This is a genomic window from Natronincola peptidivorans (genome assembly GCF_900111615.1).
GTDB lineage: Bacteria > Bacillota > Clostridia > Peptostreptococcales > Natronincolaceae > Natronincola_A > Natronincola_A peptidivorans.
In genome coordinates, this window is record NZ_FOHU01000008.1 from 38,078 (window position 1) to 57,048 (window position 18,971).

At 34.9% G+C, this 18,971-nt stretch carries 23 protein-coding genes; 2 read left to right on the plus strand and 21 right to left on the minus strand.

All coding sequences use genetic code 11. From position 1 onward, the window contains the following. Positions 1-4: 4 nt before the first annotated feature. The 5 genes from BMX10_RS09925 to ytxJ form a co-directional block, all read right to left on the minus strand. On the minus strand, positions 5-484 hold the full coding sequence (locus tag BMX10_RS09925) for a DUF456 domain-containing protein (RefSeq protein ID WP_090443232.1): 480 nt from the start codon (positions 482-484) through the stop codon (positions 5-7). A 186-nt stretch (positions 485-670) separates the two neighbouring features. Further along, the gene (locus BMX10_RS09930) at positions 671-2,359 is read right to left on the minus strand and encodes a nucleoside kinase (RefSeq protein WP_090443235.1); all 1,689 of its coding nucleotides are present in this window, start codon (positions 2,357-2,359) and stop codon (positions 671-673) included. A gap of 199 nt (positions 2,360-2,558) precedes the next feature. Beyond that, positions 2,559-2,987, minus strand: a complete 429-nt coding sequence (locus BMX10_RS09935) for a CBS domain-containing protein (RefSeq protein ID WP_170834769.1) — start codon at positions 2,985-2,987, stop codon at positions 2,559-2,561. A gap of 70 nt (positions 2,988-3,057) precedes the next feature. Next, positions 3,058-3,621, minus strand: a complete 564-nt coding sequence (gene lepB / locus BMX10_RS09940) for a signal peptidase I (protein WP_090443238.1) — start codon at positions 3,619-3,621, stop codon at positions 3,058-3,060. Between the two features lie 313 nt (positions 3,622-3,934). Beyond that, complete coding sequence (gene ytxJ, locus BMX10_RS09945; protein WP_090443242.1) at positions 3,935-4,291, minus strand: bacillithiol system redox-active protein YtxJ; 357 nt, start codon at positions 4,289-4,291, stop codon at positions 3,935-3,937. A gap of 242 nt (positions 4,292-4,533) precedes the next feature. Between ytxJ and BMX10_RS09950 the strand changes: the two genes are divergently transcribed. Next, positions 4,534-5,043 carry an MltG/YceG/YrrL family protein gene (locus BMX10_RS09950; RefSeq protein WP_090443245.1) on the plus strand — a complete coding sequence of 170 codons (510 nt, stop codon included), beginning with the start codon at positions 4,534-4,536 and terminating at the stop codon, positions 5,041-5,043. A gap of 60 nt (positions 5,044-5,103) precedes the next feature. Here the strand turns inward: BMX10_RS09950 and BMX10_RS09955 are convergent, their stop codons facing one another. The 10 genes from BMX10_RS09955 to BMX10_RS10000 all read right to left on the minus strand — a co-directional run bounded on the left by BMX10_RS09955 (position 5,104) and on the right by BMX10_RS10000 (position 13,914). Then, the gene (locus tag BMX10_RS09955) at positions 5,104-5,811 is read right to left on the minus strand and encodes a PrsW family intramembrane metalloprotease (protein WP_090443248.1); all 708 of its coding nucleotides are present in this window, start codon (positions 5,809-5,811) and stop codon (positions 5,104-5,106) included. A gap of 392 nt (positions 5,812-6,203) precedes the next feature. Beyond that, a complete protein-coding gene (locus BMX10_RS09960; RefSeq protein ID WP_090443251.1) occupies positions 6,204-6,629 on the minus strand; it encodes a thioesterase family protein in 426 nt (141 codons plus the stop codon). A gap of 84 nt (positions 6,630-6,713) precedes the next feature. Beyond that, entirely contained in the window at positions 6,714-7,289 is a 576-nt protein-coding gene (locus BMX10_RS09965; protein ID WP_090443254.1) for a manganese catalase family protein, read from the minus strand. A 21-nt stretch (positions 7,290-7,310) separates the two neighbouring features. Then, positions 7,311-7,565, minus strand: a complete 255-nt coding sequence (locus BMX10_RS09970; protein WP_208976135.1) for a spore coat protein CotJB — start codon at positions 7,563-7,565, stop codon at positions 7,311-7,313. 2 nt (positions 7,566-7,567) lie between these two features. Next, positions 7,568-7,762 carry a spore coat associated protein CotJA gene (locus BMX10_RS09975; protein ID WP_208976136.1) on the minus strand — a complete coding sequence of 65 codons (195 nt, stop codon included), beginning with the start codon at positions 7,760-7,762 and terminating at the stop codon, positions 7,568-7,570. A 190-nt stretch (positions 7,763-7,952) separates the two neighbouring features. Next, the gene (gene amrA / locus BMX10_RS09980; RefSeq protein WP_090443261.1) at positions 7,953-9,383 is read right to left on the minus strand and encodes an AmmeMemoRadiSam system protein A; all 1,431 of its coding nucleotides are present in this window, start codon (positions 9,381-9,383) and stop codon (positions 7,953-7,955) included. Positions 9,384-9,555: 172 nt separating this feature from the next. After that, positions 9,556-11,115, minus strand: coding sequence for an NAD(P)H-hydrate dehydratase (locus tag BMX10_RS09985; RefSeq protein WP_090443264.1), 1,560 nt, complete (start codon positions 11,113-11,115; stop codon positions 9,556-9,558). A 30-nt stretch (positions 11,116-11,145) separates the two neighbouring features. Beyond that, positions 11,146-11,988, minus strand: a complete 843-nt coding sequence (gene amrS, locus BMX10_RS09990; protein WP_090443267.1) for an AmmeMemoRadiSam system radical SAM enzyme — start codon at positions 11,986-11,988, stop codon at positions 11,146-11,148. 57 nt (positions 11,989-12,045) lie between these two features. Next, the gene (gene mnmA, locus BMX10_RS09995; protein WP_090443270.1) at positions 12,046-13,152 is read right to left on the minus strand and encodes a tRNA 2-thiouridine(34) synthase MnmA; all 1,107 of its coding nucleotides are present in this window, start codon (positions 13,150-13,152) and stop codon (positions 12,046-12,048) included. Between the two features lie 153 nt (positions 13,153-13,305). Then, entirely contained in the window at positions 13,306-13,914 is a 609-nt protein-coding gene (locus BMX10_RS10000; protein WP_090443274.1) for a DUF3298 and DUF4163 domain-containing protein, read from the minus strand. Between the two features lie 217 nt (positions 13,915-14,131). Here BMX10_RS10000 and BMX10_RS10005 point away from each other — a divergent pair, with 217 nt between their 5' ends. After that, positions 14,132-14,890 (plus strand): HpcH/HpaI aldolase family protein, encoded by a 759-nt coding sequence (locus BMX10_RS10005; RefSeq protein WP_090443277.1) that lies wholly within the window; start codon positions 14,132-14,134, stop codon positions 14,888-14,890. 63 nt (positions 14,891-14,953) lie between these two features. Here the strand turns inward: BMX10_RS10005 and BMX10_RS10010 are convergent, their stop codons facing one another. From BMX10_RS10010 to BMX10_RS10035, 6 genes are all read right to left on the minus strand, one after another. Next, positions 14,954-15,133 carry a MarR family transcriptional regulator gene (locus BMX10_RS10010; protein WP_090443280.1) on the minus strand — a complete coding sequence of 60 codons (180 nt, stop codon included), beginning with the start codon at positions 15,131-15,133 and terminating at the stop codon, positions 14,954-14,956. A 65-nt stretch (positions 15,134-15,198) separates the two neighbouring features. Next, complete coding sequence (locus tag BMX10_RS10015; RefSeq protein ID WP_090443283.1) at positions 15,199-15,978, minus strand: acyl-CoA dehydratase activase; 780 nt, start codon at positions 15,976-15,978, stop codon at positions 15,199-15,201. Positions 15,979-16,077: 99 nt separating this feature from the next. Continuing rightward, on the minus strand, positions 16,078-17,235 hold the full coding sequence (locus BMX10_RS10020; RefSeq protein WP_090443286.1) for a double-cubane-cluster-containing anaerobic reductase: 1,158 nt from the start codon (positions 17,233-17,235) through the stop codon (positions 16,078-16,080). A gap of 184 nt (positions 17,236-17,419) precedes the next feature. Continuing rightward, positions 17,420-17,785: a VOC family protein gene (locus BMX10_RS10025; RefSeq protein ID WP_090443289.1), complete on the minus strand. Its 366-nt coding sequence runs from the start codon at positions 17,783-17,785 to the stop codon at positions 17,420-17,422. Then, positions 17,778-18,140 (minus strand): helix-hairpin-helix domain-containing protein, encoded by a 363-nt coding sequence (locus tag BMX10_RS10030; RefSeq protein ID WP_244272691.1) that lies wholly within the window; start codon positions 18,138-18,140, stop codon positions 17,778-17,780. Before BMX10_RS10030 ends, BMX10_RS10025 begins: the two co-directional genes overlap by 8 nt. Next, positions 18,130-18,966, minus strand: a complete 837-nt coding sequence (locus BMX10_RS10035; RefSeq protein ID WP_090443292.1) for a helix-turn-helix domain-containing protein — start codon at positions 18,964-18,966, stop codon at positions 18,130-18,132. The genes BMX10_RS10030 and BMX10_RS10035 overlap by 11 nt, the downstream gene beginning before the upstream one ends. Between the last annotated feature and the right edge of the window lie 5 nt (positions 18,967-18,971).

An 18,971-nucleotide genomic window follows, 5' to 3' on the forward strand; every position in this document is an offset into this window, starting at 1 on the left:
CCTCCTAATATGTTAGATAGATAAAAATTCCAAGCATAATTCCTGTCATTGCAACTTTTACAATAAGACTAATAAGATACCCTACCACTCCAGCACTTCCAGTTTTTATTGCTTCTATTAATTCTTTTCCCATGAACAGTTCTCCAAGGATTAACCCTATTACCTGCCCTATTAATAGACCAATAATATTAAAAACCATTAGTCCCAAGAACCCTCCTATAATCATTCCTGCCATGCCCCATATAGATGCATTAAATTTCTTAGCGGTGATGAAGGAAGCTAGGTAGTCTACAGTTATTGTAATAAGGGTTAATATGGCAAATAATGTGAGCCAATAAGGAGTAATCACTATGAAATCGGTTCCATAGCTATATAAGGCTATCCCTATTAACACTAGCATCGGACCAGGTAAAATAGGAAAAAAGACACCTGCCACTCCTAAAAGAATCAAGGCAAAACTGATAACAATATATATGTTTTCCATCCATAACACCTACACTTATATATTTCTAAGTTTATCTTTAAAACCCTTTATTTATTATAACTATTTTAGCATTCTTTATTAAGTAAGTTACTTGGATTGATAGATTATTTATATTATAAATCATTCATAAATAGAAATGTAAATAAAATAAGATAGAGTGTTTATACCTCTATCTTATCCTTGGTTTTAATCAGCAGCATGATGAAAAGCGCTTCCCCCTATAAACTCTCTTAGTATAGAAGTTCTAGGAATATCTATTTCCTTTTCTAAAGCTACAAAATAGCTTAAGAATTTAAGCAGACGCTTTGCCTCAGAATAATATATGCTAGTATTATCTACCTGTCTTAGTAGCGGCTCCGCATATTTTTTCAATATACTTAGTTCATAAAATAAAGCTGAATTAAACATTGCATCGGCTTCTTCTTGGAACGGAAAAATATTTTTTTCTTCACCACGTCTTACAGAATACCACATTGCTAAAGTATCTTCAGCATTTTTTGAACGATATTTACTGTCTCTAACAATTCTTCTAATCAATCTACTGTCAGTCGTCGGTATTCTATTGTGTTCATCGATATTTAGCTGTGTTAATGCGCTGATATAAATCTTAAACTTTTTATTTTTAGGAATAGCAGCAGTTAACTCATCATTTAAAGCATGAATGCCTTCCAGTATGATGGGTTGATCAGGTTCTATTCGTATTTTCTTTCCATTATATTCTCTTCTACCCGTATGAAAGTTAAAGGTAGGTATTTCTACTTCCTCTCCTGCTGTAATCCTTTCCAGGTCTTTATTAAACAACTTCAAATCAATTGCATACAGAGATTCAAAATCATATTGTCCTTTTTCATCTAATGGTGTATCCTGCCTATTGACAAAATAATCGTCTAAAGAAATCGAAATAGGTTTAACCCCGTTTACCTTTAACTGAATCATTAATCTTTCTGCAAAGGTAGTTTTTCCTGAGGAGGATGGTCCCGCTATCAAAACCACTTGTTTTTCATCAAGATTTTCAGTGATACTATCTGCCAGCTCAGCTATTTTCTTTTCGTGTAATCCTTCTGCAATTCTTATAAATTCTGCTTCTTTTTGAGTAATAATGAGGTCATTTAATGCTGCTACGTAATCAATCTCTAATATTTCTCCCCATTTCTCAGATTCTCTAAAAACCTTAAAGAGCTTTGGATGTTCGTGAAATACTGGAAGCTTTCCTCCATCCTCTGCTCTAGGAAACTGTAGTACAATTCCTGGGGCATAAAATTGCAATTTAAAATCTTTTAAATATCCTGTAGAAGGTACCATATAACCATAAAAATAATTCTTTAGCCAACCACACTGATAGATGTTCACATAGGGTTTTTCTCTATATTTCAATAAACGAACCTTTCCGATTTGTCCATATTCCCGGAAAATATCCTTTGCTTCATCTACAGGAATTCTACTTTTCTCGAACTGGGTATCCTCAGTAATAATTTCCTGCATTCGTTTTTCAATTCTAGCTGTATCTTCTAATTCTATAGGCCTTTTATAATGGACCTCACAATATAATCCTTTACTAATAGAATGTTCTACCGAAACCTTGCATCCTGAAAAAAGCTCCATACATGCTCTAATAAATACAAAAGACAAGCTTCTTTGATAAATTCTTGATCCAATTGTCGTGCTTATATCTACAAATTTTATTTCGCAATCTTCGTTTAAAGGGTATTTTAACTCTTTTAATTGATTCTCTACAATAGCTGCAACAATAAGATAATTTTCTTTTTTTTGAAAATCCTTCGCTATCTCTTCTAATAAAATACCTTTTTCATACTTGAATGGTCCTTTATCGTTTATGGTAATAGCTATGTAGTTTTTTTCCTTATTATTTCCCATCGTAAAGTCCCCCTATAGATTTTTTCTAATTAGATAGTTTCTACTCCCTTATATTATATACTTTTTTTATAGATAATAACAAGCGAACTCATTTGAGTAAGCTAGAAGATTTACTAGCACATAGAGAATTTTTGAAATGTAAAGAATATTAATCCCTAGCACCTATATGCTAGGGATAAGTGTTTTTAAATGTATTTAACTACATCATTGGACGACTGGGTAAAGAGATATCACTTAAAGCTTTACCTGCATCATCTACATAAATATTTCTCACAGCCAAATCTCCAATGGAAACTACTCCAACTAACTTACCATTTTCGATCACCGGTAGCCTTCTTATCTGATTTTGTGCCATTATTCTTGCTGCTTCATGGACATGACTATCAGGTGAGATTGCAATTAGCTCCTTAGACATCACTTTATCTACCTGGTCAGATGCTTGAAAACCGTCTACTATACCTCTTACTACAATGTCCCTGTCCGTAACAATGCCTACTACATGATTTTGACTATCGCATATAGGGATAGAGCCTACATTTAGCTCCTTCATTTTTCTTGCTATTTCATCAATAGTAGAATTTGCATTGGCAGCTGATACATGGTTCGTCATAATCTCTCTTACTTTCATTATCATTACCTCCTAAATATATTCTCAGTATATGTTTTACTATTAAGGAGGTTTTTATGAGTGGAAAATATTAATTTAGTGCAGTTCTTTCATCAGCATTAACAGGTGAATACTTGGATAGGAAACCTAATCTATTGAGTGGGTACAAACGTAAAAAGGCTTTCCCAATAATGTCATCTTCATCTACTAATCCTAAGACATCATCTCTACTATCTAAACTATTCCTTCTATTATCTCCCATGGTAAATATTTTACCTTCAGGTATTACCATGTGAATATTGCCTTCTGTATAAGGATCTACTAAATAAGGTTCTTGTAGATAATCACCATTTATAAATACTTTTCCATCAGTAATAACGATTTCTTCTCCTGGTAAAGCAATGACTCTTTTTATTAGTAGTTTGTCTTTCCCATTTACGGTTTTAAGTGGAGATCTAAATACGATTATATCTCCTCTTTTGGGTGTTCCTTGCTTATACAGCAATCGATTTACAATTAAAAAATTATTTTCATCTAATGTTGGAATCATAGAATAATTTTTGACAATGGTTGGTTTAATAAAAGTAGTTATCACCAATGCAATTATCAAGGATAGAACTATTGTTTTAACCCATTCCATTATTTCTTTTTTCATCTTCTGTCCCCCAGTCTTTATTTCACAATAAAACGAGACTTATTATAGATAGGTAGCTATTCAAAATCTTTAGTTTTGAGATAGGCACTTATACAGAGTGCAGGTTTGCATTTTAACTTTTGTGGCAGTCATTTCATTTGTTTACCTAGAGGAATTTTTGATTCTACTAAATAGAGTTCATATTATTTCCACAATGTAATACTTGATCTGCCTTTTTTTAAATAAGTATTCATTCTAGTAGTGCATCAATTATAAATCTCTTTTACCATTTTATCACTGTAATATATGTAAAGCAACTATAAGTAACGATGGCTTAGATGAAGATAAACTCGTTGACTACTTCAGTTAAAATGTCGAAGGTAATATTGTTCTGTTGATCATCCCACACAACCTCTTCCTCCATTACCAGCATAAGTTGAGGTGTTTCGTGGTTGATTTCTAAAATTTCTACTATTTCCTCTGACACTTCTATATACTCTCTTACATCAACCATTGCAAACATTAAATCTTCTTGATTTTCATCTATGAACTGAATATATATATGATAGGCCTCTTCACTCTCAGCAATCGTAACGTCATGTTTAAAAATAAAAACGGGTTTCTTATTGGATTTCTTTATTATTTTGTCTAACTCATCTACTGTAGTAATTTTTTTTAATCCTTTAGCCATTTCATTCCCTCCCCTTTAAATCATTCTTTTAGAATTATATATTTATTCATTTTTATTACTTCTATATTATTGTTTTAGTCATATTATAACTGCTTGAATAAATAATATGTAATTTATTTGAATTAATTACAGTACTTTTTTTATAGTTATGTGTTAATATTTACATTCATAACTTTTATTGAAATAGTGATAGAACTTATGGTATGCTTAAGTATATATTAAGAATAAAAGGTGGTAAACAAATGGAAAAGATTAGAGATATACTGCATGACTTTAGCGATGTGTTTATAGCTATTATTATTACTGTTACTATGTTAGTGGTTGTAGCGTGGAATCTAGGTGATTGGTTTGATGATAATAATACAGCCTCTGCAATAGATACAGCATCAACGATTGAAGAAAGCAATAAAGAGATCCAGTCAAAGCTACCGGAGATTGATTCTGAAATAGACGAAGCACCGGAAGAAACGGTAGTGGAAGAAGTACCACCTGTAGAAGAGTCTCAAGAAGAATCAAGTACGCCTATAGAGATAACAGTTGTGGCAAGTAAGCAAATTACTATCCCTAATGGTACTCCCGGTGTAGGTGTTGCAAGAATACTTCAAGAAAATGGATTAATAGAAAATACACAAGACTTTATTAGAGTTGCAGAAGAACTAGATTTATCACTAAAATTAAAATCAGGAACTTTTCAAATACCAACGGATGCAACAATAGAGACGATGGTAAAAATAATTGCTAGATCCAATTAAGGATATAAAACTCCAGTTTCACTTATACTATAGAATGATAAGTGAAACTGGAGTTTTCTTTTATTCTTCATCCTTAATTATGCGATTATAGTTATCTCTACTATATTTGGTATACTTGTTTAATCGAATCAGATTGACTCTCCATAGGTAAATAACATAAGGAATAAATAAAAGCATTAGTAGTGGAATGCCTGCCATTAATATGAAATTAAATAATCCATGAAAAATAGCTGGAACCAAAAGCGATCTTGAAAAATATCTCCGTTTTTCCGCTGGATCTTCACTGAATTTTGCTAAAGAGAGATAATAACCCATAGTAACAGCAAATAGTATATGGGCTGGTACTGACAAAATTCCTCTCATAATACCTACATAATAATTGCTGCTAAATCTAAATACTACATACATAATGTTCTCAACGGTGGCAAATCCTAAAGCTGAAAAAGCACAATACACAATTCCATCTAACTTTTCGTTAAAATGTCGGCTATTATAGGCACTATATAAAACTACTGCTCTTTTGAAATACTCTTCTGTTACACCTGCTATGATAAAGGCTGTAAAAGCAGCTGCTAAGAGTCCAGTGAAAATATTCAATCTCAATAACAATCTTTGTACAATTAGTACAGGAATAACTGATAATGCACCTAACAGAAAAACCTTTGCTAATAAATGTAGCGGTTCTCTATCATATCTATCTGTAAGATAAATAGCCGTGGCAATAGCAATACTGGGTATAACTGCGATAACAAATAGTCTAATCCCCATAATTCTCTCCTTCCTCATTATAATTACGATTTGTTATTATTATTAAATATAATTTCTTATCTATCCAAATATTTTATTCCTTTAATAACAAAATAAGGATGCCAGTAATGGCATCCAGAGGTTGTTGAAAAAGTCAACAACCTCCAGACTGTTCAAAAATCTTCAGATTCAAGGCGCAAGAAAACCCAGCGACTGCAGCGTATACGTAATACGTAAAGGTGCTGGGTTTTTGAAGTAAAGCAGAAGATGGAGGTTTTTCAACAGTCTAAGGATGCCAGTAATGGCATCCAAACCAGTTTATACCCTATCTCTCTCATTTTTAGTCTAAAAGCATTTTAAATAATGTAAATTTTGTAGGCTTTGCAATCCATTTCGATGCCCTTTACAGCATTTTATCTGCTATTTTGCTCTAATGCTTCAGCTCTTTCATGTGCTTTCTTTATCAATGCATTTTGATTTACAATATGACGCTCGAGCTTTCCTGTTGCTATTTCACCTACTTCATCATAGCAAGTAATAGAGAAATGCAGCTTATTTCCTTCAATTTCCTCCAAAACTGCTTTTGCTGTTACCGCCATACCTTGTAAAGTTGGTTTTTGGTGTATTATGTTCATATTTCTTGATATAGTGATATAACCCTCTGGTATGTTTTTTCCCACTAAATTCACCGTTACTTCAATCATCATACCTACTAAAGAAGTAGTAGAAAATAAGGTTTCTATGCCGCTCCTACCAAAGCTCAAAGTTGTGTCTTCATAGGCTACAGTTTTTTGTATCATGTGGGTCATACCCTTCTGAAGTTTTATATCCTTCATCATAGAAATCCCTCCTTTATTAATATATACCTGTTTTTCGTCTCTTTAACACATTATTAAGAAAAAGATCAGGAAATTCTCCTGATCTTAATATACTTTTTTTGTATCCATGTATTCTTGAACAATTCTTAATGCTTCTCCAAACCTTTGGTAATGAACAACTTCTCTTTCTCTTAAAAATCTTAAGGTATCCTTTACTCCAGGGTCATCTGTAAGTTTTATTAAATGCTCATATACTGCCCTAGCTTTTTGTTCCGCCGCCATATCCTCATGTAAATCTGTGATAGGGTCTGCATGGGCCTGTATATAGGTTGCTGTCCACGGCACACCATTGGAATCAGAATAAAACAATGCTCCGTCTCTAATAGCATAGTAAGAACCCATATCTGCTGCTTTAAAGTCTTCAGCAGTTGCATCCTTTGTTAATTGGTAGATTAAAGTGGTGATTATCTCAACATGAGCTAGCTCTTCGGTTCCGATATCTGTTAATAAACCTTTTGCTTCATTGGTTGGTATAGTATATCTTTGATTAAGATATCTTAAAGCCGCTGATAGTTCTCCATCAGGGCCGCCATATTGCGTTAATAGATACTGTGCTAGCTTTAGATCGGTTCCACAGGTTACTCTAACAGGGTATTGTAACTTTTTTTCATAAATCCACATACTACTTTCCTCCTTCAATGCTTAAAATTGTTCTTCCCATGGCCATGGACTATCAAGCCATTTCCATGGATAAGGACTTGGTGAAAAACCGTAGCTTAGTAATGGTCCATAAGCCATCTCATAGCTTTGTTTTAACATTAGTAGCTGTTGACTATAGCAATTGAAATCCATCAATGCTTTTTGGTCAAACGGATGTGTATCCAAGTATAGCTGTAATTCAGTTAAAGCAAATTCTACATCTTGAATTTGTCGCATTAAAACCATTCTTTCCTTCATAATTATTTACCCTCCCAACGTCTATCTTCTTCAATATAGGGTTGATATAATTCGGGGAAAAGCGTCCCTTTCATCATAGCCTCAGTCAAAGGAAATGCTTCCATATAGGTCTGGTATGGCACATATGCATGTGCATATTTTACATACATCGGCATGAAGGGTATAGGGTATATGCCAGGATAAGGTGTATACATCATAATATCTCTCCTCCTCTTTTTTTTAACAAGGATTTTCCTGTAATAACATAATATTCTCATATAGATATTTTTGTGTTTTTATTATCATAAATTTGTTGTAGTGGGTATATATTATTAGTTAAACAAAAAAAACGGAGGCATAGAATTACCTCAGTTTTTTTCTTTGGGTGTAGTGCTAAACTTCCTACTCTTATTGATAACGGGTGACTTCAAAACGATAGATTTTTATTTTTTCTCCGTCCTGTATACCTGCCTTCTTCTTGGCGATGTTTATCTGTTCCTCTACAGTGTTGACACCCTCTAGATTTGGTAATAACAAACCTCTTTTGTAACCTGCTTCAACTATTACACCATATTTTTCTACATCCAGCTCTGCCAATGTATCTACGGTTTCTTTGTCATGAAGTATATCCACTTTTATCTCTAGTGCTTTTAGTTCTTCCTCTCTAATAGGACTAAATCTTGGATCGTCGACAGCTGCTTGAATAGCATTTCTGATAATCTCTTCAGCTATATTTTTTTCCGTAGCTTCAATAGTTCCAATACATCCCCTTAGTTCTCCATTTTTATGTATGGATACAAAAGCTCCAGCCCTCTTTTCTTCGACATCATGTTTCCAGGTACTATCCTCTATTTCTTTTTTATATTGATTAAAATTGAATTTTTTTCCTTTTTCTATCCAGTCCTCAATGGTATTTCTTGCTAAGGCTACATAAGGACTTTCCATCTTTCTTTTCTGATGATACTGTTCTTCAATTTTCTTTTTTTCTTTTTCTAATATACTCTCTCTTGTGTTTTCAGAGGCTTCTATAAAGGCTGTTAAATAGCCCACCCCAAAGGGACCTTCATAGGAAAAAACCTTGGGCTCAATCTCATACCCATCTAAAGCTCCTAAAGCCATCGTTATCGGTTTCAAACCACATTCTCCGGCTGGATCAGCTATACTATCAGACATATTTATAATAGCACCAATATCTCCAGCTTCAACTGCCTGTACTATTTTTTTATCAAAAACCTCTCCCATAGGATGGTATGGATAAGGGCCATCCTCAACTAAACAATGAGAAAGGTCGCCGCTGGCAATGATAATTGTATTATCATTAGTTTTTTCTACAGTATCTCTAATAATTTTTCCAATTTCATAGAGTTCAACTTGGCTTAATATCCCGATGGTTATATGTGCTATTTTATAATCCTTCCAATATCTATCTAAGTAGTACAAAGGAACAAATGCCCCATGATCTAATTCTACTTTTACATCATATTTTATTGCCAAGGATTTGTTTAGAAAAACACTTGGAGCTTGGTTTTTCTCAAATTCCGTTGCTAGAGCCTTGATGAAATCAATATTCATTGATTTTTCAAGTTTTAGGCTTGATACTCCAAATTTACTTAAATCACCTTTTAGTGTTTCTTCCGCAAGAACACTAACCCCATCTTGGAATACAGTGCCATGGGGTGTAATCAAGACAATCAACTCTGGCTGTTTCTCAGCAATGGTTTTTACCATCTTCGTCATACCATCAATTGTTTTCTGCGCTTCTCTTTCTCTTCCTCCTCCTACCTCAAGAATAATGATGGGAGGATGGGGAGAAATGGCAACACCTTGTAATTTCTTCATCTTCTCACCTCCAATTATCACCAACTTCTCATTTCATAGCTAAAAGCTTAGGCTGTTGAAAAAGTATCAGGTTCTTGTCATTCTGAATGTAACGAAGTGCAATGAAGAATCTTTTAAGCCTTTCAAGTGCTAAGATTCTTCGCTAAAACTCAGAATGACAATCTTGGTTTTGTCATGTATTATTTGACTTTTTCAACGGCTCAGCTAAAACTTCTTTTATTAAGCAGGGAATTTCCTTTATAATATCTCCTGCCATTAAGCTGTATTGACCCAGCTTTACAGATCCTCTGTCTCCTGCTTTGCCGTGTAAATATGCGGCTATTATCGTTGCTTTTATAGGGCTAATCCCTTGAGCTAAAAAGCCTGTAATCATACCAGTTAACACATCACCACTGCCTGCAGTGGCCATACCTGGATTTCCAGTTGTATTTATATAAACATTTCCCTCAGGGTCAGCTATTACTGTAGCTGCTCCCTTTAACAGGGTAATCACGCCCCATTTTTCTGAAAAATCCTTCGTGACTTTTATTCTCTCCTTATTGATGACTTCGATAGAAAGCCCAGTTAATCTTGCCATTTCTCCCGGATGAGGTGTAATGATACAAGGAGCCTTTGAATTTTTTAATATATTTAAATTTTTAGCCAATACATTCAATCCATCAGCATCTATCACTATGGGGACAGTTGTATTATTTATCACGGTTCCCAAAGTATCAAAAAATGCATCGCTTTGTCCACATCCAGGACCTATGGCTACTGTATCTTCTGTCTGCAACCTTTCTATAAATTCCTTCTTATTTCCTTGTAAATCCTCTAAAGAAACAGAAATTGCTTCTATCGATTTATTTTCTAAAATATCCATCTGAGCTTGGGGGACTGCCACCTTTACAATTCCCCCTCCGCATCGGAGTGCCGCCTTAGAAGCTAAAATGGCTGCACCTGTCATCCCTGGAGAACCCGCTATAATAAAAGCCTTACCATAGGTTCCTTTATGGGTATCTGGGCGACGTTGGGGAAGTATCCCTGTTATGTCATCCTCAGTAATAAGCTGGATTTTTGTCTGGACTGAGTTTATTGCCTCTTGAGGAATGCCAATATCCTTAATCATCAGTTCACCACAATAAGCTCTCCCAGGATAAAGGATGTTCCCTAGCTTCGGCAACTGAAAGGTTATCGTCTTAGCAGCTTGGATAGCTACCCCATTTATTTTCCCATCATTTCCGTTGACGCCAGATGGTATATCAATAGCGATTACCTCTTTTCCACTGTTGTTTGTAGTTATTATGACTTCTTTTATTATTCCTTCTACCTCTCTGTGCAGGCCAGTCCCGAAAATCCCATCTATAATGATGCTATCGTTTACTAATGCTTTTTCAAAAGCTGTGACATCCTTTTCCTCTTCTATATAAGTAATTGAAACTCCCAGCTTTAAAAGGATATCATAATTGGTCCTTGCATCTCCCTTGATCCTGGCAGGTTCTCCAAGAATAAATACATCTAAAGGAATACCCTTGTTCCGTAAATGCCTTGCTGCAACAAACCCGTCTCCGCCATTATTGCCTACACCGCATAATATGACCACTTTTTTGCTTGGTTTATTATTTAAAACTTTCATTGCCTGTTGGGCTACAGCTATACCAGCATTTTCCATCAGAATAATTCCAGGAATGCTATATACTTCTATTGCAATTCTATCTAGCTCTCTCATCTCTTTATTATTTAGAACCTTCATAGGATATTCCCCCTTCAGTAGTTTATTTCCTTACACATTTCCTAAGTATACATAGGATAAATATTTATCCGCCTCTTTTTTTGCCGCCTTCATAAATTCAATATCTGTAGCCGGTTGATTATATTGGTATCTAGGAAAGTATCTTGATAGATGTAAGGGTATGCTTTGATCCACTGAAGAAAGCCATTGAAATAACTCTTGCAATTGAGAAAGATCGTCATTCATTCCAGTTACCATTAATGTAGTTACCTCCACATGACAGACGGCGGCAGCAATCCTAATGGCATTTTTCACTGGTGTTACATCTCCATCACAAAATTCCTTGTATGTTTTCTTCTCATTGGTCTTTAGATCAATGTTCATGGCGTCAGTAAATTTTAGCAGATGCTTTAGCGGCTCTGTTTCAATAAATCCATTGGTTACGACAATGTTTTTTAATCCCTTTTCTTGTGCAAGCTGTGCTGTATCTATCATATATTCATAATAAATGGTAGGTTCATTGTAGGTGTAGGAAATAGAAGGAAGGTTATATTCTAATGCTAAGTTCACGATTTCTTCTGGTTTCTTATCTATGGTTTTAGGTGCTTCTTTAGAAATAGAATGGTTTTGACAAAAAGAACAACTGAGGTTGCATCCATAGCTTCCAATAGATAAAGTATTGGTATTTTGCATGAATTGATGGATAGGCTTCTTTTCTATGGGGTCCACATGTATGGCTGACAGCTTCCCATAGTTCATACTATAGAGTTTATGGTGGATGTTTTTTCTTACCCCGCACTTTCCGATTTCGTCATTAGAGATTCGGCAGTGATGAGGACATAGCATACAATGGACTTTATTATCTAGTACTTCGTAATACAATGCTTCTCTCATATCTTTCCCTCCATCCTAGGGTTATATGAATATTTTACCAAAGATAGTATCTATAAGCTAGGTTTCATCTTTAGAAAGCTGTTTATCAATAATGCCCCCACCTAAACAGACCTTATCATGATAAAAGACAACAGCTTGTCCTGGTGTCACAGCTTTTTGTGGATCTTCAAAGATCACCTTGCACTGGTTAGTCGCTGTCCTATAAACTTTTACCTTTTGATCCCTTTGTCGATATCGAAACTTTGCTGTAGCATTAAAAACAGCAGGTGGCTCTTTATCACTTACCCAGCTTAAATCACTAGCTACTAATCCATAGGAATATAGGGCAGGATGATTTTCTCCCTGTACTACATACAAAATATTTTTTTTCAAATCTTTACTAACTACAAACCATGGTTCACCAGTGCCACTACCTCCTATACCCAAGCCCTTCCTTTGCCCTAGAGTGTAATACATCAGTCCTTCATGTTTACCCTTTACTCTATCTTTTAAATCCCTTATTTCTCCTGGTTGTGCTGGTAAATATCTACTTAAAAACTCTTTAAAGTCTTTTTCTCCAATGAAACATATCCCAGTACTATCCTTCTTTTTTGCTGTTATTAGTCCTTCTTTTTCTGCTATCTCTCTAACTTCTGCTTTAGATAAATGACCAATAGGAAACATGGCTTTTGACAATTGATATTGTCCTAAGGTATTTAAAAAATAGGTCTGATCTTTATTATCATCAGCACCTCTTAACAATCGATATTCTTCATTGTAATAATCAATTTGTGCATAATGGCCGGTTGCTAGATAATCAGCCCCTAATTTTAAGGCATGCTCAAGAAAAGCTTTGAACTTTATTTCTTTGTTACACATGACATCAGGATTAGGGGTTCTGCCTTTTTTGTACTCCTCTAAAAAGTAGCTGAATACCTTGTCCCAGTATTCCTTTTCAAAGTTTACAGTATAATAAGGAATATCTATTTGATCACAGACTCTTCTTACATCTTCATAATCCTCTGCAGCAGTGCAGAACCCAAACTCATCAGTCTCGTCCCAATTTTTCATGAAAATTCCTATAACATTATAGCCCTCCTGTTTTAGCAATAGTGCTGCTACTGAAGAGTCTACACCTCCAGACATACCTATAACAACCTGTATATTGGCTTTTTCTTTTTCCATTTTTTTACCCACCTCTATTACTATATAATAATACTTATTATATCTATATCCATTATTAGTGTATCTATATACTTATTTAGTATACTTCCAGTCTTTTTAAAAGCCCAATAGAAAAACTGCTATCTTTTTCATTATAGCAGCCTACTATCTATCTTAAATAATGGCTTTCGCAGGGCCTTTCGTATCAAAGCAATCTTGTATCTCTGTGTAAGGAATCTCAAACTCAGGTATTCCAAAATCATAGGGTGTATACTCATAGATTTGGAAAAAAACCACCAAAGCCTCCTCCTTTAAATAGAAATCCTGTTTTTTATCGATGGTTTCAAATTCAATCAGTAGAGGAACCTTTCTTTTCATGATTTGATGATTAATTATTTCATTAATTGTACTTATATAGTTGCTATCTTTCATAAATAAATCCATCAATTGATAGCTCCGTCCAGTGCACAAATCAACATTGATGCCCTTTACAGCTGTTAACCCATGGGCTGCTCCTTTTGAATAGGAGTTGATATAAATAAGTATACTAAAGAGGTTGTTTTTATTGTATTTCACTTTGTAATCTCCCCAGATTTCTTTTGTGTAATCTTCTTCAAAGCCCTGCTCTATTATCATTCTGTATATTTCTTCTTGAATCAGCGCATTAATTTCTTTCTGTGCTTCTTTGTTTTCTAGACCGATAATATCCGGGTAGGTTACACCTATTCTCTGTTTTATTATTCGTCGTTTTATTATTTTGGCCTTGCCCTCTTCCCTAATCATCTAACCATCACCTCTTTAAATAATAGTCCCGACTTCACTAAATATCTCTATACTTAGTATACTATTCAGCCTTAAGGAAGAATGTTACGAAAAATAGCCTCTTGTCCTAAATTTTTTTATGTCATGATGATAAGATGAAGATAAGAAGGAATCTTGTCTCATTCATAGAATTACTATATTATTGTTCCTTTATAAAATATTAAGACGAGGTGATTAAATGTTTAAAAATAGAATGAAAACACTTCTGAAGGAAGGAGGAACTGCCTTTGGCACCTTTGTTACCTGCAACTCTCCTGATTTCATAGAAATCATTGGTTTATCTGGTTTTGATTTTGTGGTAATAGATACTGAGCATGGACCTTTATCCATAGAATCCACTGTTAGCCTAATAAGAGCTGCCGAGGTTAGAGGACTTACACCTATTACAAGAGTCACTAATTCTATGGAGTCAACCATCCTGCGTTCATTAGATGTGGGAGCGCATGGTATCCAGGTTCCTCAAGTAAATCATCCCGCTGCAGCAATGGAAATAGTAAAGGCTGCAAAATATTTCCCTATAGGGAATCGAGGATTAGCCATGCCTAGAAGCTCTAACTATGGAACTGTTCCTCCTTTAGAGTACTTTAAACACTCAAATAGAGAGACCATGATTATTGTTCATTGTGAAAATAAAGAGGGTCTTGATCATCTTGAAGAAATAGCACAGATTCCTGAGGTAGATGTTATTTTCCTTGGGCCCTTTGATATGTCTCAATCTATGGGGATACCTGGAGAGGTAAATCATCCTTTGATTAAAGAGGCTGCTGAAGAAGTAGTTAGGGTATGTAAAGCCTATAACAAGGCGGCAGGTATTTTTGTTACGGATGGCCAGCAGGCAAAAACAAAAATGCAAGAAGGTTTTCAATACATCACTATCGGTATGGATATTACCTTATTCTCTAAAATCTGCAAAAGTCAAATAGAAAAAGTTAAATAGTTAAAGAGAGAGCATCTCTTTTTTCATTGATGCTCTCTCTTCTATTTGACACTTTAACAAAGCTTATTTGTTTACAGCATAAAAACATCTTTTAGGGGAAATAATCTTATCTTCCTTTTTTAATTCCTTGATGGCTTTATCCACTTCTTTTTTGTCTATTCCAGCCAGTTCTGCTATTTCACCAGGCCTTAGTGGTTTGTCTGCATCATTTAAAGCCTTTAGTACTACTTCATTTGCATTCATTTTTCTTCCTCCTTTGTATGACATCAAATTGTTTGCTTCTGTTTACAATACATATATACCATCTACTATGGTACCAAAACATTTTTTCCATATCCAATAACTGCCGCCCCTATAGCGCCAATATACTGAGATAATGGAGAAGAGTGAATTGCAACATCTAGCTTTTTCTCTAAAAAAATCTTTAATAAGGGATTTTTCGATACCCCGCCTGAAAAAAAGACCTTATTTTCTACTCCTACTCTACTGGCCAGTGAATAGGTTTTGTTTGAAACAGATTGTAATAGTCCTGCTGCTATACTTTCCTTTGATGCCCCCTCTGCCATCAAGCTTACTACCTCAGATTCTGCAAAGACTGTACACATGCTATTAATCTTCTGAGGCTCTGCACCTTCAGCAATGGTTGAAAGTTCACTGATATCTATCTCTAAGACATGGGCCATCACCTGCAGAAATCTTCCTGTGCCGGCGGCACATTTATCATTCATTAAAAAGTCCAAGACATTTCCTTTTGCATCCAATTTTACAACTTTACTGTCCTGTCCTCCAATATCAATAACGGTTCTAACCTCATGATCAAAGTAGTGGGCACCAACACCATGACAGGTAATCTCAGTTACTTTTTTATCTAAAAAAGGTAAGGAGATTCGCCCATAGCCGGTACCAACAATGACTTTGATCTGTTGCCTCTCTATTTTTCCTTCCTGCAATAAAGTGGCTAATACCTTTTCACCTGTCTCTCTCGGACTCCACCCAGTAGGTAATATAACCTTGGAAATAATGTCTTCTCCGTTAAATACTACAGCCTTACTGGCTACTGATCCTATATCGATTCCTACGCTATACATTTTCTCACTTCCTTGTTGTTATTGATTGTTGTTTCTTCTCATAAATATATTAAAGGAAAAAAAGAGCTTCTGTAAAAAGAAACTCTTCATGATATTTTTCTATTTTACTGTTTCTAAGAAAGACTCCAGGAAGGCCTCTATCCTTACTTTAATTTGTCCTGCATCCGAATCAGAATAATCTGTTTCAATCTGTATGAAGGGAAGCTTAAGTTGATTCTTTACAAAGTTCTTTACAGTAAAGGATTCAATGTTATAGGTGTGACAGGCTTGCCATGTTAGGTCTACTACTGCATCCACCTGATATGCCTCAACAAGTCTCTGGATTAAATCTAGTCTTCCATTATTTGGTGACATGCATGAACATGGTGTAGATAGATATTTTTCAGCTAAAGCAGTAATGGGATCCTTGTCCTCATCTATCATGCTGTCTAGACCCTTGTAGCCTGTACAGTTTTCCAAAGCTACTACGCTGGCTCCAGATTCTTCAAGTATTTTTAATACTTTTTCAGAACCACTTCCAATAGGTACACCTGTTAATAATACTCTAGGAGCATTTTCATCAAAGGCAAATTTTCCTGCTGCCATTTGCTCCTCCGTTTCTTTAATTAAATCTTCGATTAATTGAATCCCAGCTTCCTTATTTACATTAAATCCTTTTAACCATTGAGCTAACATCATATCCATACCTGTCAATGGTGCTGGCTTATGGGCATTTAACTGATGCAGCTTTTTCATTGCTGCTCTTTCTCTATTTGCTAATTTGATAGCATCCCTTAGTTTTTCCTCAGTGATTTCCACACCAAATTCATTTTCTAAGAAGCCTTTGAACCGCTCCATCTGATGCTTCCAATAAGCCAAGGCTTCTTCTCCTTCACTCGTCTGAGGTAGATTCATAATATGCATCGGTTTGATTTTGCCCATTAACTCATACATTTTTTTCTTTCCATCACATGTGGTCTCTGCTAATAACACATCTGAGAAATAGAAATAAGGACATGTATCTGTGATAGCAAATCCATAGCTGGATTTAATCAATGGACATAGGTTCCTTGGTAACTCTTTTTCTGCCTCTTCAATAGGCTCCTGCTTTGTACCACATAGGGTTACAGGTATAGCACCTGCTGCCATAGCTATTTCCTGTGGTGAAAATACACAGTACATTCCCACAACCTTTTGTCCTGCTTCACTAGCTTCTTTGATTTTAACAGAATTAATCCCTCTCAAGCCTTCTACTTCTTCCATCAGTTTTGGTCTCAATGCTATTCCCCCTCTATTTGATTTATCGCCATACATTGCATTTCGTTAATTCATTCACTTTAAAGTTTATCATAGGGTCAATTCATCTACCAATCGTATTTTTCTATTCTGTTTTTAGTATCGATAAAAAAATCGAATAAAAAAACCGTCTAAAAAGACGGTTTAACCAAATTATTACTGCCTATTAATACTGCTGTTCAAGCAATAAAATATTATTTCCATCAAGATCCTTCAAGTTCATTTCTCTGCCACCCCAGTCAGCAATAATAGGTGGATCTAGCTCAACGCCTTTTGCTTTTAGTTCTTCATAGGTGGTGTCTAGATTATCACAGGAAAAAACAAAGTTTGCTTTTCCTACATGTCCTTTACCCCATTTTTTTTCATCCCAAATAACAATACCTGCTTCTGTCTTATTAAAACCAATTTTTGCTCCATCATAGTTGCCAAAACCTTCAAATACGATTGGAATACCCAGTTTGTCGTTATAAAACTCCACAAGTCTTTTGGTATTCTCCGTATAAATGTTAATACATTCAAATCTTTTAATCATTTGTTATCCCCCTCTTTTTTCTGTCCTTCCAGTTCCACCATTTTAAAAGCTCAGGATCATATTCTTGGTTTTCTGCATAGTATACTGCACATCGAAATACATAAAGAAGGCAAGGATCAAAATGAAATCTCTCCATGTGACATAGCCTCTCATAGAGTTCCTGTGGATCACGTCCCTTTAAATCGGTAACTTTGCTAATGCCCACCTGTTGGAAATAAGCTTCAATTTTTTTACCTACACCAGGTATTTCAATTAGCTGGTCTTTTGGCCTCATCCTATATCCCTCACTTTTTCTCAGTTTATCCCATGGTAGAAATACTGTATTGTAAAAATGCGACATTTTTCTATTTTGCATGTAATAGTGCCTCCAAAGGGCTTCTTCCGGCATATCTCTTGAAACTGTTAATCAAATGAGGCTGATCACTATATCCATATTTATAAACGATTTCTTGAAAATCTTTTTCCCTAGCATAATATAATTCCTGCCATACATTTTGAAATCTCACTAAATCCACTGTTTTTTTGGGGGTAACACCGATATGCTCCATAAAAATTCGCTCCAGCTGTCTTTGGCTTACAGCAGTTTTCCTACTTAAATCAGATATCTGTATTACTCCTTTTTCCTTCAATATGTAGTATATTGCATTCATAACATTATCATTTCTACTATGATTTTTATACAAACGTTCAATTAGATATTTTTCTACAATCATTATTCTTTCTTTAATGCTGGGCTTTTCTATAAGTATAGCCTCAAGCTTCTTTTTAAAATCATGAAAGTACTCTTCAGAGTCTGCACAGCAATTTAAAGCTCTTTTCATACCCATATCAGAAAAAAGAGCTACTGCCCAGAAGTTAAAACGTATACCAAAAGTTGATTTTAAAGTGGTTTTTGCAGATTCCCTGATATAAAATGCTTTATCATTGATACCATAAAAATTACAACTGATATTATTGTTTAAATAATCTACCTGAAAGATAATATCCATACAAGCGTCGGGGATGACTATACTTGATTGAGGAGAATTAGTATCTTCATTAAAGGTTGTTATAGGTTCAGGTGATCCCCAGAAGCATCTAATATATGGTTTTAGAATAGTACAAGGTGGTATTTCTACATAGCTTTCTGTATTTCCAGGCCTAGCAGTGATGGGTCTAAAGTGTTTTGCCATATTATACATTTAAG